At 62.2% G+C, this 20,068-nt stretch carries 17 protein-coding genes and 1 tRNA gene; 8 read left to right on the top strand and 10 right to left on the bottom strand.

Annotated elements, in window-relative coordinates; genetic code table 11:
* Positions 1 to 56 precede the first annotated feature (56 nt).
* The gene (locus tag AC3WLT_RS31625) at positions 57 to 536 is read left to right on the top strand and encodes a response regulator (protein WP_325047697.1); all 480 of its coding nucleotides are present in this window, start codon (positions 57 to 59) and stop codon (positions 534 to 536) included.
* Between the two features lie 76 nt (positions 537 to 612).
* Positions 613 to 2,598 (top strand): hybrid sensor histidine kinase/response regulator, encoded by a 1,986-nt coding sequence (locus AC3WLT_RS31620; RefSeq protein ID WP_492595566.1) that lies wholly within the window; start codon positions 613 to 615, stop codon positions 2,596 to 2,598.
* Between the two features lie 131 nt (positions 2,599 to 2,729).
* On the opposite strand, the gene mscL is transcribed toward AC3WLT_RS31620, so the two are convergent.
* The 4 genes from mscL to mfd all read right to left on the bottom strand — a co-directional run bounded on the left by mscL (position 2,730) and on the right by mfd (position 9,281).
* Positions 2,730 to 3,176 carry a large conductance mechanosensitive channel protein MscL gene (mscL, locus tag AC3WLT_RS31615; RefSeq protein ID WP_492595565.1) on the bottom strand — a complete coding sequence of 149 codons (447 nt, stop codon included), beginning with the start codon at positions 3,174 to 3,176 and terminating at the stop codon, positions 2,730 to 2,732.
* A gap of 110 nt (positions 3,177 to 3,286) precedes the next feature.
* Positions 3,287 to 4,321, bottom strand: coding sequence for a threonine/serine dehydratase family protein (locus tag AC3WLT_RS31610; RefSeq protein WP_492595564.1), 1,035 nt, complete (start codon positions 4,319 to 4,321; stop codon positions 3,287 to 3,289).
* A 55-nt stretch (positions 4,322 to 4,376) separates the two neighbouring features.
* Entirely contained in the window at positions 4,377 to 5,642 is a 1,266-nt protein-coding gene (gene argE, locus AC3WLT_RS31605; protein WP_492595563.1) for an acetylornithine deacetylase, read from the bottom strand.
* A gap of 156 nt (positions 5,643 to 5,798) precedes the next feature.
* Complete coding sequence (mfd, locus tag AC3WLT_RS31600; RefSeq protein WP_492595562.1) at positions 5,799 to 9,281, bottom strand: transcription-repair coupling factor; 3,483 nt, start codon at positions 9,279 to 9,281, stop codon at positions 5,799 to 5,801.
* Positions 9,282 to 9,402: 121 nt separating this feature from the next.
* Here mfd and ispD point away from each other — a divergent pair, with 121 nt between their 5' ends.
* Together ispD and ispF are read left to right on the top strand one after the other, a co-directional pair.
* Positions 9,403 to 10,116, top strand: a complete 714-nt coding sequence (gene ispD, locus AC3WLT_RS31595) for a 2-C-methyl-D-erythritol 4-phosphate cytidylyltransferase (RefSeq protein ID WP_492595561.1) — start codon at positions 9,403 to 9,405, stop codon at positions 10,114 to 10,116.
* A 37-nt stretch (positions 10,117 to 10,153) separates the two neighbouring features.
* Positions 10,154 to 10,633, top strand: coding sequence for a 2-C-methyl-D-erythritol 2,4-cyclodiphosphate synthase (gene ispF / locus AC3WLT_RS31590; protein ID WP_492595560.1), 480 nt, complete (start codon positions 10,154 to 10,156; stop codon positions 10,631 to 10,633).
* Positions 10,634 to 10,768: 135 nt separating this feature from the next.
* On the opposite strand, the gene AC3WLT_RS31585 is transcribed toward ispF, so the two are convergent.
* The 4 genes from AC3WLT_RS31585 to ompR form a co-directional block, all read right to left on the bottom strand.
* Entirely contained in the window at positions 10,769 to 11,293 is a 525-nt protein-coding gene (locus AC3WLT_RS31585; protein WP_492595559.1) for a carboxymuconolactone decarboxylase family protein, read from the bottom strand.
* 75 nt (positions 11,294 to 11,368) lie between these two features.
* The gene (locus AC3WLT_RS31580; RefSeq protein WP_492595558.1) at positions 11,369 to 11,917 is read right to left on the bottom strand and encodes a peroxiredoxin; all 549 of its coding nucleotides are present in this window, start codon (positions 11,915 to 11,917) and stop codon (positions 11,369 to 11,371) included.
* A 197-nt stretch (positions 11,918 to 12,114) separates the two neighbouring features.
* A complete protein-coding gene (locus tag AC3WLT_RS31575) occupies positions 12,115 to 13,464 on the bottom strand; it encodes an ATP-binding protein (RefSeq protein WP_492595557.1) in 1,350 nt (449 codons plus the stop codon).
* Between the two features lie 44 nt (positions 13,465 to 13,508).
* Positions 13,509 to 14,243: an osmolarity response regulator transcription factor OmpR gene (gene ompR / locus AC3WLT_RS31570; protein ID WP_006048917.1), complete on the bottom strand. Its 735-nt coding sequence runs from the start codon at positions 14,241 to 14,243 to the stop codon at positions 13,509 to 13,511.
* A 228-nt stretch (positions 14,244 to 14,471) separates the two neighbouring features.
* Between ompR and AC3WLT_RS31565 the strand changes: the two genes are divergently transcribed.
* The 3 genes from AC3WLT_RS31565 to AC3WLT_RS31555 all read left to right on the top strand — a co-directional run bounded on the left by AC3WLT_RS31565 (position 14,472) and on the right by AC3WLT_RS31555 (position 17,979).
* Entirely contained in the window at positions 14,472 to 14,798 is a 327-nt protein-coding gene (locus AC3WLT_RS31565; RefSeq protein ID WP_492595556.1) for a hypothetical protein, read from the top strand.
* Positions 14,799 to 15,079: 281 nt separating this feature from the next.
* Positions 15,080 to 16,603 carry a DUF1800 domain-containing protein gene (locus AC3WLT_RS31560; RefSeq protein ID WP_492595579.1) on the top strand — a complete coding sequence of 508 codons (1,524 nt, stop codon included), beginning with the start codon at positions 15,080 to 15,082 and terminating at the stop codon, positions 16,601 to 16,603.
* A gap of 104 nt (positions 16,604 to 16,707) precedes the next feature.
* The gene (locus AC3WLT_RS31555; RefSeq protein ID WP_492595555.1) at positions 16,708 to 17,979 is read left to right on the top strand and encodes a DUF1501 domain-containing protein; all 1,272 of its coding nucleotides are present in this window, start codon (positions 16,708 to 16,710) and stop codon (positions 17,977 to 17,979) included.
* 45 nt (positions 17,980 to 18,024) lie between these two features.
* On the opposite strand, the gene AC3WLT_RS31550 is transcribed toward AC3WLT_RS31555, so the two are convergent.
* A complete protein-coding gene (locus AC3WLT_RS31550; RefSeq protein WP_492595554.1) occupies positions 18,025 to 18,849 on the bottom strand; it encodes a squalene/phytoene synthase family protein in 825 nt (274 codons plus the stop codon).
* A gap of 233 nt (positions 18,850 to 19,082) precedes the next feature.
* Between AC3WLT_RS31550 and AC3WLT_RS31545 the strand changes: the two genes are divergently transcribed.
* Positions 19,083 to 19,169: transfer RNA gene (locus AC3WLT_RS31545), tRNA-Leu, on the top strand.
* 96 nt (positions 19,170 to 19,265) lie between these two features.
* On the opposite strand, the gene AC3WLT_RS31540 is transcribed toward AC3WLT_RS31545, so the two are convergent.
* Positions 19,266 to 19,547: a hypothetical protein gene (locus tag AC3WLT_RS31540; RefSeq protein ID WP_492595553.1), complete on the bottom strand. Its 282-nt coding sequence runs from the start codon at positions 19,545 to 19,547 to the stop codon at positions 19,266 to 19,268.
* Positions 19,548 to 20,068: the final 521 nt, after the last annotated feature.

Here is a 20,068-nt window from a genome sequence, read left to right as displayed (position 1 = left end):
GCAGTGGGACTATCCAGAAGCAGTATGCATAACCAGATCGTCGGTACGGAGGGCATATGAGTCACGGGGAGACGGTCAGCATCGTGCTGATCGAAGATGACGACGGCCATGCAACGCTCGTCGAGCGCAACTTGCGCCGCGCCGGCATTTCGAACGGTTTCGTGCGTTTTCGCGACGGTCAGCAAGCGCTCGATTATTTTTTCGGCCCGGCGCCGGCCGACGCCGCTGCCAGTCCTTATCCGCCGCGCGAAGATCTGACGAATTTCGTCGTGTTGCTGGATCTGAAGATGCCGCGCGTAGATGGTTTCGAGGTGTTGCGGCGCCTGAAAGATTCGCCGCAGACGGCCGCGGTGCCGGTCATCGTCCTGACCACGACCGACGATCCACGCGAAATCGCGCGCTGCTATGAACTCGGCTGCAATGTCTACATCACCAAGCCGGTCGAATACGATGCGTTCATCGAAGCGGTGCGCCGTCTCGGCTTTTTCCTGCAAGTGGTCAAGCTGCCGCCCGGTCATCGGCTGGCGGCGCCGTGAGGGGCGCCTCATGGAAGGCGCCCGAAAGCAGCCATGACAATATAGCTACATCAGACCTAGCCAAAGAAGATTCCGCATGACCGAAGAAGTATCCACGCAGCCCGCCGCGTATGTACTGGTAGTCGATGACGACGAAGGCATCCTGCGGCTTGCGCGCAAGTCGCTCGAGCGCGCCCGCTGCCGGGTGGCGATCTGCGCAGGTGTCGAGTCGGCCCGCGAGCGGCTCGCCGCCGGCTCTCCCGACCTGCTGGTGCTCGACTACCAGTTGAGCGGGCCGGAGACCGGCCTCGATTTCTTTCGCCGCTTGCGCGCTGAAGGTGTGCGGATTCCCGCCATTCTCGTGACCGGTTTCACCGACGAATCCCGCGTGATCGAGGCATTGCGCGCGGGCGTGTCCGACGTGGTGCCCAAGTCCGGCGATTACCTCGATTACCTGCCCGAAGCCGTCGAGCGGGTGCTGTCGCAGGTGCGCTTGCAGAAAGCCTCGGACGAAGCCTTGTTGCTGCGCGATCGCGAACAGCATTACCGGACCTTGTCGGAGGCATTGCCGCACCTTGTGCTGACCAGCAACGCGGAGGGCGATTGCGATTTTCTCTCGAAGCAATGGTTCGACTACACGGGGCTCGCCGAAAGCAGTTCGTACGGCCTCGCGTGGCTCGACGCCGTGCATGCCGACGATCGTGAGGAAATCCGCAGCACCTGGCTCAAGGCGGTGAGGAGCGGTGCCGGCGACTATCGGCACGAACTGCGGATTCGCCGCCACGATGGCGAATTTCGCTGGTTCGATGCCCGCGTGGTCGCCATGCGGGATGCCGACGGCAACGTCACCAAATGGTTCGGCAGTTGCACGGACATTCATCCGCAGCGTGAGGCGATCGAGGAGCGTGAACGGCTGCTCGCGTCGGAACAGGCCGCCCGCCAGACTGCCGAAGAAGCCAACCGCGCGAAAGACCGCTTTCTGGCGATGCTGTCGCATGAATTGCGCACGCCGCTCACGCCTGTGCTGGCCGGCGCCAGCGTGCTCGAGATGATCCCCGGTCTACCCGACCAGGCGCGCGCGAGCGTGCGCATGATCCGTCGCAATGTCGAACTCGAAGCGCGGCTGATCGACGATCTGCTCGACCTCACGCGGGTGGCGAACGGCAAGCTGCGTCTGTCGCTGGAAACCGTCGACGTGCACGATGTGCTCGACAGCGTGCTCGAACTGTTTCGCAGCGAGATTCAGGTCAAGCAGCAGGACGTGCACGTGCACAAGAACGCCCAGCACCACTACGTGCTGGCCGACCGCGCACGGCTGCAACAAATGCTGTGGAACCTGATTCGCAACGCCGCCAAGTTCACGCCGGACGGCGGCCATATCTACGTGCGTACGCGCGACGAACGCATGCACGTGCAGATCTCGGTCGAAGACACGGGGATCGGCATCGAGCCGGAACAGATCGGCAAGCTGTTCAACGCATTCGAGCAAGGCAACCAGAACATGACGCGGCAGTTCGGCGGGCTCGGGCTCGGTCTCGCGATCACCAAGGCGCTGACCGACGTGCATGGCGGCACGGTGGTTGCGCAAAGCCCGGGCGCGCATTGCGGCGCGACCTTCACGATCACGCTGCCGACCGCCGCGAAACCTGCCGAGGCACCCCTCGCCAGTGCGCCCGCTGAAGTGCATTCGGCCGGCCTTCTGACCATTCTGCTGATCGAAGATCACCTCGATACCGCCGAGGTGATGGCACAGCTGATTCGCAGCCTCGGACACGACGTGACGGTGGTCGGACGCGTGGACGACGCGCTGGCCGCCACCCAGGCGCGCACCTTCGATCTGGTGGTCAGCGACGTAGGCTTGCCCGACGGCACCGGTCTCGATTTCATCAAGGCGTTCCGCGAACATTCGGACGTCCCCGCGATCGCGTTGACAGGCTTCGGCACCGACGAAGACGTGCGCCGTTGTCTGAGCGCCGGTTTCACTTCGCATTTGACCAAGCCGGTCAATTTCGGCCAGCTTGAAACGATGATCGAAAGCGCGGTGAGCCGGAAGGCCGGGGAAGACACCTGGCGCGCCGGATGATTCACGAGTGTGCTGAGGGTAGGTTGAGCGCACGATAAAAAAGGCCTGCTGCGAGTCGATCGCAGCAGGCCTTTTTACTGGACCCGGCTGACGGCGCCTCGCGACGCCGGGTCGAATGCCGGGTCGAATGTTTAACGCGACGAGTTCTTAAGAGAATCGCGGATTTCGCGCAGCAGCAGCACGTCTTCCGGCGGCGCCGGCGGCTCGGCCGGTGCGGCCTCGGCCGGCTTGCGCAGATTGTTGATGAACTTGACCATCAGAAAGATGATGAATGCAAGAATCAGAAAGTTGATCAGGACGGTGATGAACGAGCCATAACCGAACACGGCGACGCCCGCCGTCTGCAAGTCTTTATACGACTCCGGACTGCCTTTGAAGCTGGCCGGAATATCACCCAGACGGATGAACTTATTGGAGAAATCGAGACCGCCGGTGGCGACCCCGACAACGGGCATGATCAGGTCTTTAACAATCGAATTGACGATGGTGGAAAATGCGCCGCCGATAATCACCCCGACGGCTAGATCCATCACGTTGCCCTTGAGGGCAAATTCCTTAAATTCCTTGACCATGCTCATAGAGGTTCCCCCTTGAAAATTGATCCCCGAATGATACCAATCTCATGAGGATAGGCCAGTCTTTTGGTCAGGAACGGCGTGCTGGATTGTTAATTTGGGTTAATTGGAAACTAAGCCGGAAACTCCGGCGTTAGCGCGCGAGCCCGTTCGATGTGCGCCGCAAAACTGACCGGGTCGGTGTTGGTGCCGCATAGCAGAACGCCCACACGCTTGCCTTGCAGCTTTTCGCGCAGCGGTCCGAGCAGCGCTGCGGTTGCTGCGGCGCAGGCCGGTTCGACGGCGAGCTTCAGTTGTCCGAACAAGGTCAGCATGGCCGAGCGCAGTTGGTCGTCGGATACGGTGACGAGCTGGTCGATGTGACGGCGGCAGAGTTCGTAGCTGTATTCCTCGGTGTGCGGCGCCATCAGCGAATCGGCGATGCTGTGCATGTGGCCCATCTTGACCGTGTGATTGGCGGCGAAGCTCTTGCCCATCGCATCCGAGCCTTCGGGTTCGACGCCGTACACATGCACACGTGGATTCGCGAGCCTCATTGCCGTGGCAACGCCGGCGGCGAGGCCGCCGCCGCCGATCGGCACGATCACCGCTTCGAGGTCGGGCGTTTGCGTGACCCACTCGTAGCCGAGCGTGGCCGACCCCAACACCGTGCGATAGCCGTTGAACGGATGCACGAAGTAGCGGCCTTCCTCCGCCTCGATACGGCGCACCAGTTCGAAGGCTTCGGCGAGATTTTCCGCGAACACGATCTCGGCACGGTACTGCCGGCACAACGCGACACGCGCTGGATTAGCCGTGCGGAACAACACCACCTTCGCACTGACGCCAAGCCGCTGCGCCGCATAGGCGACCGCCACCGCATGATTGCCGCCCGACACGCAGGTGACGCCCGCGCTGCGTTGCGCTTCGTCGAGCGCGAGCAGGTTGGTGAACGCGCCGCGCGCCTTGAAGCTGCCGCCCGCTTGCAGCAGCTCGAACTTGAAGTTCACCACCGTGCCTTCCAGCGACGGAAAGTCGAGCCGGTCGAACACCGGCGTTCGCGTGACCCACGGCGTCAGCGCGAAATGCTGTGTGGCGATGTCGTCGAGAGTCGGGATCGGCTCGCCGTCGATCGTGTGGTCGGTGTGCTGCGGCGTGGCGGTTGACATGGCGTGGGCGTGGTTTTTGTCGGTATGCGTGGGACTCTTTTCGAGCCGCTCAGTTTCAGCGCGCGTGTGCGTCCCCCAACGGGACTTCCTCCGGGGCGCCGACAGACATACTGTGAATGAATTTCTGCAAGAAACGCTCGCAGGCGACGAGCTGGTCGAGCGCGACGAATTCGTTCGCTTTGTGCGCCTGCTGGATGTCGCCAGGTCCGCATACGATGCTCGGAATTCCCGCCAGCGAGAACAGCCCGGCTTCCGTGCCGTACGCTACCTTGCGTTTGTCCTGGTCGGCGGTCAGTGCCCGCACGAGTTGCGTGATGGCCGCTTGTTCAGACGAATCGAGCCCGGGCGCCGCGGCGATCCTGGTGATCTCGATAGCAGCCGATGGATGCTCGCGCAACATTTTCGGCAGCAGCGTTTCGCGCGCGTATTGATCGATGCGCGCGAAGATCGGTGCGGGATCGAGCGTGGGCAGATTGCGGAATTCGAACTGGAAGCTGCATTCGGCCGGCACCGTGTTGATCGCATTGCCGCCGATGATCGTGCTGGTCTGCGCGGTGGTGAAGGGCACGTCGTACAGCTCGTCGAACGGACCTTGCTCGCGGAACTGCTCGGCCATGTCGCGGATGTAGCAGATCAGGCGCGCGGCGTATTCGATGGCGTTCAAGCCCTTGGGCGTCAGCGACGAATGCGCCGCCTGGCCGCGCACGCAGCATCGATACGCGTTGATGCCTTTGTGCGCGACGATCGGGCGCATGCTGGTCGGCTCGCCGACGATGCAGCCGTCCGGCTTCACGCCGCGCTTCATCAGGTCTGCAATCAGCAGTGGTGCGCCCGCGCAGCCCACTTCTTCATCGAACGAAAGCGCGAGGTGAATCGGCTTGGCGAGTTTGGCGCGCTGCATGTCGGGCACCAGCGCAAGCGCTGCGCCGATGAAGCCTTTCATGTCGCAGGTGCCGCGCCCGTATAGTTTGTCGCCGCGGATTTCCGGCTTGAACGGATCGCTGTCCCATTGCTGACCGTCGACCGGCACGACGTCTGTATGGCCCGACAGCACCACGCCGCCGTTGGTCTCGCCGTCGTGTGCGGGAATCGTCGCGAACAGGTTGGCCCATTTGCCGCTTTCGTCGTGAGTGAGCGTGGCTTCGATACCGGCGGCGCGCAGTTCGTCGCGCACGGTTTCGATCAGGCCGAGATTCGGATTGCGGCTTACCGTGTCCATCGACACGAGACGGGTGACCCAGGGAAGCGAAACAGGCGAGGCGGTGTTCGATGCGGAGGCGGGCGTTGACGAAGACTGCGCTGATTCAGCGACGTGAGACATGACGGGACTCCAGCATTTGAGTCTTCCGATCATACCCAAAAAATAGGCAGCCGTATGCTGCGGCGGCTGCGGCGCGCGTTTTGCGCACCGCAGCATGAACGAAAAAACGGCTGGACGCAGCGCGTTTTTTTATTGCGCGCGATCGTGTTATCGCTGTTATCGCGCGACGGCAGCAGCGGCCGTGCCGCGGCTCGGTGAACCGAGCGCGCGCAAGGTTTCTTTCACCGTCGCGACGCGAACCGCCAGATCCGGGCTGCGTGTTTCGATGCGCAACTTGTCCTGACCGGCGAGCTTGATGTGCTTGTGCTTCTGCACCATCTCGATGATCCGCATCGCGTCGATCGGCGGATTGGGGATGAACTGCAAACCGATCACGGCTTCGCCCGCATCGATCTTCGAAATGCCCAGCGGCTTCGCCGCCAGCCGCAGACGATGCGTCTCCACCAGCGCATGCGCTTGCGGCGGCAACTTGCCGAAGCGGTCGATCAACTCTTCCTGAATGCCGTCGATCGAATCGTGATGTTCGCAATTCGCAAGGCGCTTGTACAGCGACAGACGCTCCTGCACATCGCCGCAATAGTCCGCGGGCAGAATCGCCGGAGCGTGCAGGTTGATCTCGGTGGTCGCGGCGAGCGGCGCGGTGAGGTCGGGCTCCTTGCCGTCCTTGAGCGCTTTCACGGCGTCGTTCAGCATGTCGGTATAGAGCTGGAAACCGATCTCGTGAATCTCGCCCGATTGCTTGTCGCCGAGCACTTCGCCGGTGCCGCGAATTTCGAGGTCGTGCATCGCCAGATAGAAGCCCGAACCGAGCTCCTCCATCTGCTGGATCGCTTCGAGCCGGCGCTGCGCCTGCTTCGTCAAACCTTGCGGATCGTGTACCAGCAGATACGAATACGCCTGGTGGTGCGAACGGCCCACGCGGCCACGCAGCTGATGCAACTGCGCGAGACCGAATTTGTCGGCACGGTGGATCAGGATCGTGTTGGCGCTCGGCACGTCGATGCCGGTTTCGATAATCGTCGTGCACAGCAGCACGTTGGCGCGTTGCGCGACAAAGTCACGCATCACGCGTTCGAGTTCGCGCTCATGCATCTGGCCGTGCGCGACCGCGATTCGCGCTTCGGGCACCAGCGCTTCGAGCATCTGCCGGCGATTCTCGATCGTCTCGACTTCGTTGTGAAGGAAGTAGACCTGGCCGCCGCGCTTCAGCTCGCGCAGCATCGCTTCGCGGATCACGCTCTCTTCCTCGCGACGCACGAAGGTCTTGATCGCGAGGCGCTTTTGCGGCGCGGTGGCGATCACCGAGAAATCGCGCAGGCCTTCGAGCGCCATGCCGAGCGTACGCGGGATCGGCGTGGCGGTGAGCGTCAGCACGTCGACTTCAGCGCGCAAGGCCTTCAAGGCTTCCTTCTGACGCACGCCGAAGCGGTGTTCCTCGTCGATGACCACGAGCCCCAGCCGCTTGAACTGCACATCCGACGACAGCAGCTTGTGCGTGCCGATCACGATATCGACACTGCCTTCGTTGATCTGCTGGATCGCCGCATTGACTTCTTTCGTCGACTTGAAGCGCGACAATTCGGCGATCCGCACCGGCCAGTCGGAGAAGCGGTCCGTGAAGGTTTGCGTGTGCTGTTCGGCGAGCAGCGTGGTGGGCGAGAGCAGCGCCACCTGCTTGCCGCCCATCACCGCGATGAATGCCGCGCGCAACGCGACTTCAGTCTTGCCGAAGCCGACGTCGCCGCAAACGAGGCGATCCATCGGCTTGCCGCTCGTCATATCGCCGATCACCGCGGCGATGGCCGCGGCCTGGTCCGGCGTTTCCTCGAAGCCGAAGCTCTCGGCGAACTTCACGTAGTCTTTCGGTTCGAGTGCGAACGCGTGGCCTTCGCGCGCGGCGCGACGGGCGTACAGGTTCAGCAGTTCGGCTGCGGTGTCGCGGATTTGCTGCGCCGCTTTGCGCTTCGCCTTTTCCCACTGACCGGAGCCGAGCGCGTGCAAGGGCGCGCTTTCCGGATCGGCGCCGCTGTAGCGCGAGATCACGTGCAGTTGCGCGACCGGCACGTACAGTTTGCTTTCCCCGGCGTATTCGAGGTGCAGAAACTCGGTTTCGCCTTCGCCGAGATCCATCGTGACGAGGCCCATATAGCGGCCGATGCCGTGCTGCGAATGCACGACCGGATCGCCGACCTTCAGCTCGGACAGGTCGCGCACCATCGAATCGACGTTGCTCGCCTGTTCCTGGCGGCGGCGCCCCGCGCGGCGCGCGAGCGGTCCGTATAGTTCGGTCTCGGTGATGATCGCGATGCCGTCCGCCGGCACGGCAAAACCGTTGGCGAGCGGCGCGACGCCTAGTGAAAAACGCGCATCGCCCGTGAGCCAGTTCTGGAAGCTGTCGCTCGATGTGGGCTTCAGGTGATTGTCGGCCAGCAGCTGCAGCAGCGTTTCGCGACGCCCCGCCGATTCCGCGGCGAACAGTACGCGGTTCGGCGTGGTGTCGAGATACGCGCGCAATGCGGAGACCGGATCGTCCGCATGACGGTCGATCGCGAGGTTCGGCAAGGCAAGCGACCAGCCGCCGCCTGCGTTCGTGGGCAGCACGAGTCGCGCGAACGGTTTGGCGAAGGCGAAGAAATCCTCGTCCGAGAGGAACAGACGCTGCGGCTCGAGGATCGGCCGGTCGCGATCGTGCGACAGGAAGTTGTGGCGTTGCCGGGTGTCGTTGGTGAAGCGCCGGATCGCCGCGTCCAGATCGCCGACGAAGGCCAGTTGCGCGCCTTCGGGCAGGTAATGGAACAGCGTGGCGGTTTCGTCGAAGAACAGCGGCAAATAGTATTCGATGCCCGCCGACGGCACGCCGTTGCCGATGTCCTTATAGATCGACGCCCGGCTCGGGTCGCCTTCGAAGGTTTCGCGCCAGCGGCTGCGGAAGGCGGTGCGGGCGGCTTCGTCGAACGGGAATTCGCGGCCCGGCAGCATGCGTACGTCCTTGACCGGATAAAGGCTGCGTTGCGTGTCCGGGTCGAATGCGCGAATCGAGTCGACCTGGTCGTCGAACAGATCGATCCGGTACGGCAGCGGCGAGCCCATCGGGAAAAGGTCGAGCAGCGAGCCGCGCACGCAGTATTCGCCCGGACGCACCACCTGGCTCACGTGCTCGTAGCCGGCGAGCGTCAACTGCGCTTTGAGCTTGGCCTCGTCGAGCCGCTCGCCTTGCGAGAACGAGAACGTGTAGGCCGCCATGAACGACGCGGGCGGCATCCGGTAGAGGGCCGTGGTGGCGGGCACCAGCAGGATGTCGCAGCGGCCCTCGCCAAGGTCGTGCAGCGTGGCGAGGCGCTCGGACACCAGGTCCTGGTGCGGCGAGAAGGTGTCGTAAGGCAGCGTTTCCCAGTCGGGCAGCAAGCGCACGCGCGCCTCGGGCGCGAAGAAGCCGATTTCCTGCGACAGACGCTGCGCGTCGACGGCGCTTTCGCACACGACTGCCAGCAGCGGCACCTTCTCGCGGTAGGCGAGATGGTAGCGGGCGATCAGCAGCGCGTCGGACGAGCCGTGCGTGCCGTCGAAGGCGAAACGCTGGCCGGGCTTGACGAGCGCGACGGGCGGGGAGTACTGCGATGATGCGGCGATGTCTGGCATAGAAGAGAAAAGGCGGCCTCGGGCTCACACGTGATCGGCAAGTTTACGCGTGTCGGGGCGTGGATGCGAAGGACCTATTATAAAATCCGTCCTTTACTTTGACTTCGCGGCATCCGCACTCGTGACTTCCCGTCTATTTGCCCTGATTCCGTGCGCTGGCACAGGCAGCCGTTCCGGCGCCGCGATGCCCAAACAATATCGCACTGTCGCCGGCCGCGACATGTTGCATTACTCGCTGGCCGCGTTCGACGCGTGCAGCGAGTTTGCGCAAACGCTGGTCGTGATTGCGCCTGACGACCAGCACTTCGACGCCCGCCGCTTCGGCGGCTTGCGTTTCGCCGTGCGCCGCTGCGGCGGGGCTTCGCGCCAGGCGTCGGTGCTGAACGGGCTGCAAGCGCTGGCCGAATTCGGCGCATGCGACGACAATTGGGTGCTGGTGCACGACGCGGCAAGGCCCGGCATTACGCCTGCGCTCATCCGCACGCTGATTGGCGCGTTGAAGGACGACGCGGTAGGCGGGATCATGGCGTTGCCGGTGGCGGACACGTTAAAGCGTATCGACTCCGGCTCGAGCGACGGACGGATTGCCCGCACCGAAGCACGTGATGGTCTGTGGCAGGCGCAGACGCCGCAGATGTTTCGCATCGGCATGTTGCGCGAGGCGATTCTGCGCGCCCAGGCGGACGGTCACGATTTGACCGACGAAGCGAGCGCGATCGAGTGGCTCGGGCACGCGCCGAAGCTGGTGCAAGGTAGCTTGCGGAACTTCAAGGTCACGTATCCGGAAGATTTCGATCTGGCCGAGGCGATTCTTTGCCGGCCTTCAGCTTCCTGATTCAGGATTTCAATTTTTATTAGCGGACTTGACGCATATGGATTTCAGGATTGGGCAGGGGTATGACGTGCATGCGCTGGTGCCGGGGCGTCCGTTGATTATCGGCGGCGTGACGATTCCTTATGAGCGCGGGCTGCTCGGGCATTCGGACGCGGATGTGCTGTTGCATGCCATTACTGACGCTATTTTTGGTGCTGCCGCAATGGGGGATATTGGGCGGCATTTCTCCGACACTGATGCCAGGTTCGCTGGCGCGGATAGCCGGGTTTTGCTTCGCGAGTGTTTTGCTCGCGTGAAGGCGGCCGGGTTTTCCATCGCTAATGTCGATAGTAGCGTTGTTGCGCAAGCGCCCAAGCTTGCTCCCCATATTGAGGGGATGCGGGCTAATATCGCTGCTGATCTTAACCTGCCGGTCGAGCGGGTTAATGTTAAAGCCAAGACCAATGAGAAACTTGGTTACCTCGGAAGAGGGGAGGGCATTGAAGCTCAAGCTGTTGTTTTGTTAATCAGGAATTGATTTGGGTTATTGCCTTTGGCATTGATCTTGTTTCGTATGTCAATGCCGTGGGCCTGCAGAACAGAAAAATACCGCCGCCGAAGGCAAGCCCACTGGCGCGCAGCCGCAAAAAGCCGCTGCTGCGCGCAAAAACAACTATTTGCCTTCAGCAGCAATAACTTGCGCGGCAGCGTTGACCACCGCCGCAATGCGGCCCACATCGCGCAATTGAGTGGAACTCATCCCCTCGGCGACCAGCGTATCAAAGTGCGATTTCACACAAAAATGGCATTTGCCAATAATAGAAGCCGCCAATGCGTACATCTCGAACCGCCGCTTATCGACACCCCCATGGGAAGCATAGGCATTCATCCGCAATTGCGCCGGCTGCGATTTCAAATCAGCGTTATCGGTCATCTCGACATAGGGATACCAGACATTATTCATCCCCATCAGCGCGGCGGCAGTCAAAGCGCCATTCGTCTCCTCAGGAGACAAAACCCCCGCATTGCGAATCGCATCAACAATAACCGTACTCTTCGCAGCAAACGCAGCCGCCAAAGCCACCCCAACCGCGTCATTTCCCTCTAGGGAGGAACGAGCAATCGTCCCATCGAGGTTAAGCCGAATGTCCTTGGCGTAGTCAGGCACAAGAACTTTAATCGAAGACAAGAATTCCATAGGTATCTCCTATCCGGTTGTCGATAAAAAAGCCCGCCGGCTTTTTCAAGCTTAGCGGGCTTCCGGCTGCAATACTTACAGCGTTGCGCCGCCGACTGCGCGGTTGCACGGGCACAGTTCGTCCGTTTGCAGACCGTCCAGAATCCGCAGCACTTCTTCCGGGTTACGGCCGACGTTCAGGTTGTTGACCGAAACGTGCTGGATCGTGTTGTCCGGATCGATGATGAACGTTGCGCGCAACGCCACGCCCGCTTCCTTGTCGCGCACGCCGAGCTGGTCGATCAGCTCGCCTTTCACGTCGCCGAACGAATAGTGGTTCAGCTTGTTCAGGTCCTTGTGCTCACGGCGCCACGCCAGCTTCACGAATTCGTTGTCCACGCTGCCGCCGAGCAGCACCGCGTCGCGCTCGTCGAAATCCTTGAGCAGCTTGCCGAACTCGACGATTTCCGTCGGACACACGAATGTGAAGTCCTTCGGGTAGAAATAGAGGATTTTCCACTTGCCCGGGAACGACTGCTCCGTGATCTCTTCGAATGCCGACGCGCCATTTTCTTCGTGAGTGTTGAAGCCCGGCTTCGCAGCAGTGACGGTGAACGCTTCGAGTTTGTCGCCAACGGTTTTCATTCCGATACTCCTAGGTGTGTTGGAAAAACAGCCTGATCAACCTACCAGCTCATCGCGACGAGCGCGTTACATGGTTTTGACTATATCTCTATTGAACTATGCTATCAATAGTTTTTTTCTAACAACCCGGATAGTTATTATTCAACGCGTCAATAGGTTATCGGTCTGATCCAGGCCCGACCGGCAGCCGCTTCCGATCAGGCGCCTTTTGCCAGCGGAAACTCGATCGTGACCTCGAGCCCCGGGCCTGGCGTGCGATTGCGCAAGCGCAGCGCCCCGCGGTAACGGCCTACCAGCCGCTGCACAATTGCCATGCCAAGGCCCGTGCCGTTCGCCTGGGTGCGCGCCGAATTCACACGATAGAACGGCCGTGTGACAAGCGCCAACTGGTCTTCTGGAATGCCAGGTCCTTCGTCGACGACGGACAACTCGACCCGCGAGTGCGACACTCGTGTTTCGAGAATCACATGCGGGATGCCGTCACCATCGCTGAGTCCGTACTTGCGCGCGTTTTCCAGCAGGTTGCCGACTACGCGCCGCATATCGGTCTCGTCGGCTTCGATCACCGCCGAGGGTGCGAGGCGCGTGATGAGCCGCATGCTGTCCTCGCTCTGCATTCGCGCGGCCAGTTCTCCTGCGATGACGGAAAGGTCGACAGGTTCCGGCGTGCGTTGCACCGGGCGAGCGTAATCCAGGAACCGGCCGATGATCATGTCCATCTGCTCGATGTCGTCGACCATCGCGTCCTTGGTCTGCTGGTCGGACGGACTCATTTCGGTTTCGAGCCGCAGCCGCGCGAGCGGGGTGCGCAAGTCGTGCGAAATACCGGCGAGCATCAGCGCACGGTCGGCCTCGAGCTGTTCGAGGTCCTGCACCATCTGGTTGAAGCTGCGATTGGTTTCAGCGGCCACGCCCATGCCGCGCTCAGGCAGCGGCTCCGGCGATTGTCCGGAACCGACCTTGCGCGCGGCCATCGCAAGTCGGGCAAACGGTCTATTCACAAGACTCGTGATGAACGCCGCACCGAACAGCGACAGCGCCAGCGCGAACACCCCCCAGCCGGCCCATTGCAAACCGGTGGCGTTGTCCAGCTGATCGCGGTCGAGTGCGACCCAGTAATCGTCGTCGTCGATCTTGAAGCTGATCCAGACGCCGGGAATGTCGTTGACGGTCTGCGCGATCACCGTGTCGTCGCCGAGACGGCCGCGAATGTCGTGTTCGATCAGCCGGTTCAGTGACTCGTCGGGTTGCAGTTTGTACTTGTCGGAGATTTCGCGCGGGTACACCCGCACCCCTTCATTGCTCTCGAGATCCTGCAGCAGCGCGCGCCGCAGGTCGGGATCGGAATAGAGGAGTGCGGTGCGCGTGAGCTTGACGATGGCAACCAGTTGCAGCGCCACGCGCTGCGCGCGCGGCTCGCGTTCGATCACCCGGAAACTCTGGAACCACGCGGCGAGACTGACTGCGATCAACAGCGCGATCAACAGAAAGGTCCGCCAGAAAAGGCCGCCGAACGCGAGCGTCAGGAGGCGCCGGTCGATCCGCATGGGCCCTTCTTATCTGAAATCAAAAACGGGAGGCGGGAACAAACTCAGGCTGCACCGTCGGGAATGAACACGTAGCCAAGCCCCCAGACGGTCTGGATGAAGCGCGGGCTGCCCGGATCGGGTTCGATCAACTTGCGCAGGCGCGAGATTTGCACGTCGAGGCTGCGGTCGAAGACTTCGTATTCACGGCCGCGCGCCAGTTCCATCAGCTTTTCACGCGACAGCGGCTGACGCGGGTGACGGGCGAACACCTTCAGCACCGAGAACTCACCGGTGGTCAGCGGAATTTCCTGGCCGGCCTTGGTGAGCGTGCGGGTGGCGAGATTCAGCGCGAACTCGCCGAACTCGAACACTTCGGTGGTCTCGGACGGCGCACCAGGCAGCTCGGACGGCGACTGGCGGCGCAGCACGGCGTGAATCCGCGCGACCAGTTCGCGCGGGTTGAAGGGTTTGGGCAGATAGTCGTCGGCGCCCATTTCGAGCCCGACGATACGATCGACGTCTTCACCCTTGGCCGTCAGCATGATGATCGGTGTGCGGTCGTTGCTGCCGCGCAAGCGGCGGCAGATCGACAGGCCGTCCTCGCCGGGCAGCATCAGGTCGAGCACCAGCAAGTCGAAGCGCTCACGCACCCAGAGCTTGTTCATGGACGGCGCGTTCTCGGCAACATAGACATTGAAGCCCTGTTCACCAAGGTAACGGCGCAGCAGATCGCGTAAGCGCGGATCGTCGTCGACGACGAGGATTTTCGAAGGGTTTTTGGTTTCCATGGTCGGCATCTTAGCGCGATTAGAAAGTAGCGCGCGGTTGCATCATTTATCGGGTTACAGTCAGTTACAAAATTTACCCGTACTGTGGCACGGCGTAAAGCATGCAAAGGTAGACTGCTTTACTGAATGCGGCTGTTCGGTGGATACTTCACTCGACAAAACTCTCGCACCCGGCTCGTTACCGGGGTTTGTATACGCATTTGAGGTAGCCGGTTGCCGCGCCACGAAGGGAACAACATGAAGGGAGGGGTTTGGCCGAATGTGCGCCTAAGCGTGATTGCACTGGCGGTTGCCGGTACGCTTGCAGGCACACTGGGACCAAGGCTCGCCCACGCCCAGCCTTCCGCCGACAGAGTTGCGAGCGAGCGCGCGCCCCGCTCAGCCAACAGCAAAGCCAATCGCCATAACCCAAACGCCGATCACTCTGCGTCAGACGTGATCTTGCGCACCGCGGTTCCCCCCGATCTGGATCAACGTCGTCGTGATGGCCATATGACGCCCGACGAACGGCGTCTGTTACGTCAACACATCGAAGACGCCGTCCGCGAACTCTACAAGCGGTAGTGGTTTATGCGCGTGGCCGCGGCGCGCTAGTTGCGTTCGTTGCGTTCGTCATGTGTGAAAGATTTCGTTGCACTTCCCCCGTCAACTTTCCTTTTCCGTCTGCCGTTGAGCCGCCATAGGGCATGTCGCATTGCATGCGCCGATACCTGTCCATGACGTCCTGCGAACCCGGATGATCGACGATGAAATTGCTCACAGGCGGTAAGCATGCGCGATGGCTGGCGGTCACCGCCACGGTCACCGCCACGATAACGGCGGCGGTGACGTGCAGCGTGCCGGCCCTGGCGGAGCAACAAGGCGCGCCTCGTGCGCCGCGTCTCAAGCATCGCGCGCAAGCGGCTGCGTTCGCAGCTTCTCCATCCGCGCAGGACATCCTCGATGCCAACGACGCGCGCTTCTTCCTGACGCGCGTCGGCTTCGCGCCGGATAACGCCGAGCTCGCGCAATACGTCGGGCTGACGCGGGGACAGGCGGTCGACAAAGTATTGGCGAGCACCCGGACCGAAGCCGTCACGCCGATGCCCGACTGGATTGTCGAACCGATCCCGACGCGCGAAATGCGCAAGGCATGGACCGTCGATCAGCGTCGCGAGGAGCAGCGTCTGCGCGGCCAGCGTTACGAAATATTACGTGCGTGGTGGGTGCGTGAGATGGCGGGCACGCCGTCGCCGCTGACCGAGCGCATGACGCTCTTCTGGCACAACCATTTCACTTCGGGCCAGGACAAGGTGCAGTTTCCGCAGCACATGGCGCAGCAGAACATCCTGTTGCGACGCGACGCGCTCGGCAATTTCGGCGAGTTGTTGCACGACGTCGCGAAAGACCCGGCGATGCTGCAGTACCTGGACGGCGCGAGCAATCGCAAAGGCAAGCCCAACGAAAACTTCGCGCGTGAGGTGATGGAGCTGTTCACGCTCGGCGAAGGACACTACGCGCAGCTAGACGTATCGGAAGCCGCGCGTGCGTACACGGGCTGGAGTCTCGACCCCGACACCGAGGCGTACGTCTGGCGCTCCAACCTGCACGACGACGGCAACAAGACCGTGCTCGGTCAGACTGGCCCGTTCGACGGCGATCAGGTGCTCGACATTCTGCTCGCGCGGCCGGAAACCGCCACCTTCGTCACGAGCAAACTGTGGCGCGAGTTCATCTCCGACACGCCTGACGAAGCTCGCATCGCGCCGATCGCCGCACAGTTTCGCGCGAGCCACTATGACATCAAGGTGGCGCTGCGCGGGCTCTTCACGAGCGACGCGTTCTGGAACGACGACGATCGAGGCGTCCTCGTGAAATCGCCGGTGGAGTTCGTGGTCGGGACACTGCGTGCGTTCGACATCGGTTACGACAACACTGCGCCGTTCGCCGCGCAGATTCGCACGCTCGGCGAGAACCTGTTCTATCCGCCGAACGTCAAAGGGTGGCCCGGCGGCACGACCTGGATCAACGGCTCGACGCTGCTCGCGCGCAAGCAATTCGTCGAGCAACTGTTTCGCGCGACCGAAGCTGCCGGTCCGCGGCGCATAAAGAACGCGATGGACGGCGCGAGTGGCGCGGGCGGCATGCAGGCGAATCCGCCGGCGCAGCGGGCAATGGCGCGCGTCGGCCAGGGCGGCGTACGCTTCGATATCGACACGTGGCTCGCGCACTACAACACCGCGCCGACGGCGAAGCCGGGACTCTCGGCGGAGCTTCAGTTGCAGCATGCCGTCCTGCCGCTGACGCCCGTCGATGCAATCGAAACGGACTCGACAGCCAGCGCTTATCTGGAAGCGTTGTTGATGGACCCGGTGTATCAACTCAAGTGAGCAGTTGACATGACGTGGCTATTCACTGCGGCGTGACTCGTGCCCCGAGTCATGTCCCCGACTCATGCCCTGACCCGGGTCCTGACAATCGAACGAGGTGCAGGATGAAACGACGCAGCTTTCTCTCGATGGGCGCAGCCGCGAGCGTGGCGCTCTGGTTGCCGCGCGCGTTCGGTGCGCAGCCCGCAGCGCCCGGCGCGCCGATGAATCGCGGCTACAACAATCTGCTGATCCTCGTTGAACTGAAAGGCGGCAACGACGGATTGAATACCGTGATTCCGTTTGCCGACCCGGTTTACTATCAGTTGCGCAAGAACATCGGCATCAAGCGCGAGCAAGTGATTCAACTCGATGAGCGCACCGCGCTGCATCCGTCGTTGCAGCCGCTGATGCCGCTCTGGCAGAGCCGGCAACTGGCGATCGTCCAGGGCGTCAGTTACGCTCAGCCGAACCTGTCGCATTTCCGCTCGATCGAGATCTGGGACACCGCGTCGCGTTCTGACCAGTATTTGCGTGAGGGCTGGCTCACGCGTGCCTTTGCGCAGGCGCCGGTGCCCGCCGGTTTTGCCGCCGACGGCGTGGTGATCGGCAGCGCCGAAATGGGACCGCTCGCGAACGGCGCGCGCGCGATTGCGCTGGTCAATCCCGCACAGTTCATCAAGGCCTCGCGTCTCGCCACGCCGGTATCGCTTCACGAGCGCAATCCCGAGTTGGCGCACATTCTCGACGTCGAGAACGACATCGTGAAGGCGGCCGATCGCCTGCGTCCCGCGCAAGGGCCGGCGTCATTGAAGACGGCGTTTCCGGGCGGCGCATTCGGCGCCTCGATCAAGACCGCGATGCAGGTGCTCGCCGCCGGCGACGCCCCGAAGGAAGTCCCCTTGCGCCCCGAAGGAAACGCCCTTGGGGCGGGGGACACGCCACAAGGACAGCCGAAGAGCGGGCGGGGCGTCGCGGCGATCCGTCTGACGCTGAACGGTTTCGATACGCACCAGAACCAGCCGGGCCAGCAGGCGGCGCTGCTCAAGCAGTTGGCGGAAGGATTTGCGTCGATGAAGGCCGCGCTGGTCGAGCTTGGCCGCTGGGACGATACGCTGGTGATGACTTATGCCGAGTTCGGACGGCGCCCGCGCGAGAATCAAAGTAACGGCACCGATCATGGCACCGTTGCGCCGCATTTCGTGATGGGCGGCCGCGTGCGAGGTGGGCTGTATGGCGTGCCGCCAGTGCTCGCGCGCCTCGACGGCAACGGTAATCTGCCCGTGGGCATCGATTTCCGGCAGCTCTATGCCACCGTGCTGGGACCGTGGTGGGGGCTCGATTCATCCGCGATCCTGCAGCAGCGGTTCGAGCCGCTGCCGTTGCTGCGCGTCTGATGGTGGTTCACGATCGATTGGCGAGGGTAGCGAGCGTTGTCTCGCCTACTTCGCCCGCCACGCGATCCACAACTTGCGGATCGGCGTCAACGCGATGCGCTGATGCAGCACGTGAAAGCCGTCGCGCTCGATTTCATCCAGCAGCGCCAACGCCAGCGCCGTGTGCGCCACGAGGATGCGCTGTGTGCGGCGCTCATTGGCGGGCAGCGCGGCGAGCGCGGCGAGCAGCGCATCGCGGGCGCGCTTCGTTTCGAAGCGCATCAACTCGGTAAAGGCGTCGGTGTACTTGCGGTTGATCAGATCGGCAGCGGTGACGTTAAAGCGCTGCATTTCGTCGATCGGAATATAGATGCGGCCATGCCGCGCATCGTTGCCGGTTTCGGCGACGAACTGCGCAAGCAGCAGCGCCTCGCCGAGCGGTGCGGACCAGTTCGACGCCTGCGCCGTGTCTTTTGCCGTCGCGCGCGCCACCAGTGACGCGAAAGTGCCGCCGACGCTTTGCAGATAGCGCCGCAGATTCGGGTAATCGAGGTAGCGCGCCTGGTCGAGGTCCATTTCAAAACCGGCGAGCAATGCCTGCAACGCTGAGTATTCTGTTTTGACATCGGGCAAATAAGCCGTCAGCGCTTTTGAAACCGGATGCGACGGCGAACCCGAAGCCAACGCGGCAATCTCGTTTTGCCACCACGCGAGTTTGGTGCGGCCGATAGCCGGGTCGCTGATCTCCTGAACCGTTTCCTCGAACTCGCGGCGCAGCGCGAACAACGCGGTCAGGAGCGGCAGGCTTGCTGCGGGCGCCTGCCGAAGCGCATAGTAAGTGCTCGATCCGGGCGGCGCCGCCTTTTGCTGGCAATATTCGTCGAAATTCACTGAATTGGAATGTGGGGAAGGGCACGCGAAGAGGGGGTACGGCATGCGTGCGTTTAGCCGAAAATTGTAGCATCGACGCCCTTTATTGATGCCCTTCGGACGGACGCCGGCCAGATGCAGACAAGCGCGAATCAATCGGTTAGAATCTCGCGCTTACGCTTTCGGACGCGCGTTTTCAAGCGCGCCGCGGGCATGCAGGACATCGGGCAGGACGCACAGCGTCTTACCCGGCTGCGAGGGTGGCGAAATTGGTAGACGCACCAGGTTTAGGTCCTGACGCCAGCAATGGTGTAGGGGTTCGAGTCCCCTCCCTCGCACCATTCATGTGGCAGAGAACCCCGTTAAGTCTTTGGACTGACGGGGTTTTTTGTTTTTTCCGGCCCGGTGCGCCTCGTGCGTCCCGTATCGGGCAGCGCTCAGGCGCCCGGCGCTTGCGGTGCCGTGCCGGGCAACTCGGCTTGCGCGGCGCCTTCGAGAAAGCGGCGGGTCGATTCGAACGCCTGCAGCATCTGATCGGGCCAGGGCGTCTGCAGCATGACGGCCTGGTGGTTTTCGAACGCCGAAGTCAGCAATTTCGCGAGTTCGGGCGAGCGCAGATGCCGCAGCAGCACGCTGACCGCAATCGCCGTTGCCTGGCTCGCGCCGGCGGTCTGGAGTTCCGACGCGGTGAGGGCGGCGATCTGTTTGTTGATGTCCACTGAAGCTTCCTTGGATGAAATGGGCGGAGATTGAAGGCGCGGTGGCCAATCCCGAATTTTGACATGGTTGGCGCTGTTGCTGCGCGAGCAAGTTGCGCGCCGGATCGCCTGCCGCGCCCGTTCGGCGGCACTCGTTTCGGTGTTTAATCTGCTGCGCGACGCATGTCGTGCCAATTGAAATGTCGGAAAATTCGCGACCGATATGCTGAACTCAAACGAGTGGCGCAAGGATCAGACGATATCCGATTCAGTTGATATTGCGCAGCCGCTTATCCAGGTTCGCGTTCCGCGCGGACTGTCTAATTAAAAGTTCGTTTTGCTCGGTGCGGCTTCTATGGCGAGGGCACTTGCGGCGCGCCGGCTAACGTGCCAGCGCGATAGCGGCTTCTTCCATCCATCAGTGCGGGTGGAGAAATCGTGCGGATGCCGGCGGTTATCCGGCAGTAAAAATCAGTACGCATTGCGGGATATCCGCTGGTATGCGATTTCGTTTGTTCGAGGGTTCGACGGCTCGGATAACA

The sequence above is a fragment of the Paraburkholderia sp. FW306-2-2C-D06C genome, from assembly GCF_058781505.1.
Note: the sequence above shows the minus strand (reverse complement) of the source record. Positions and strands in the feature narration are given on the sequence as shown.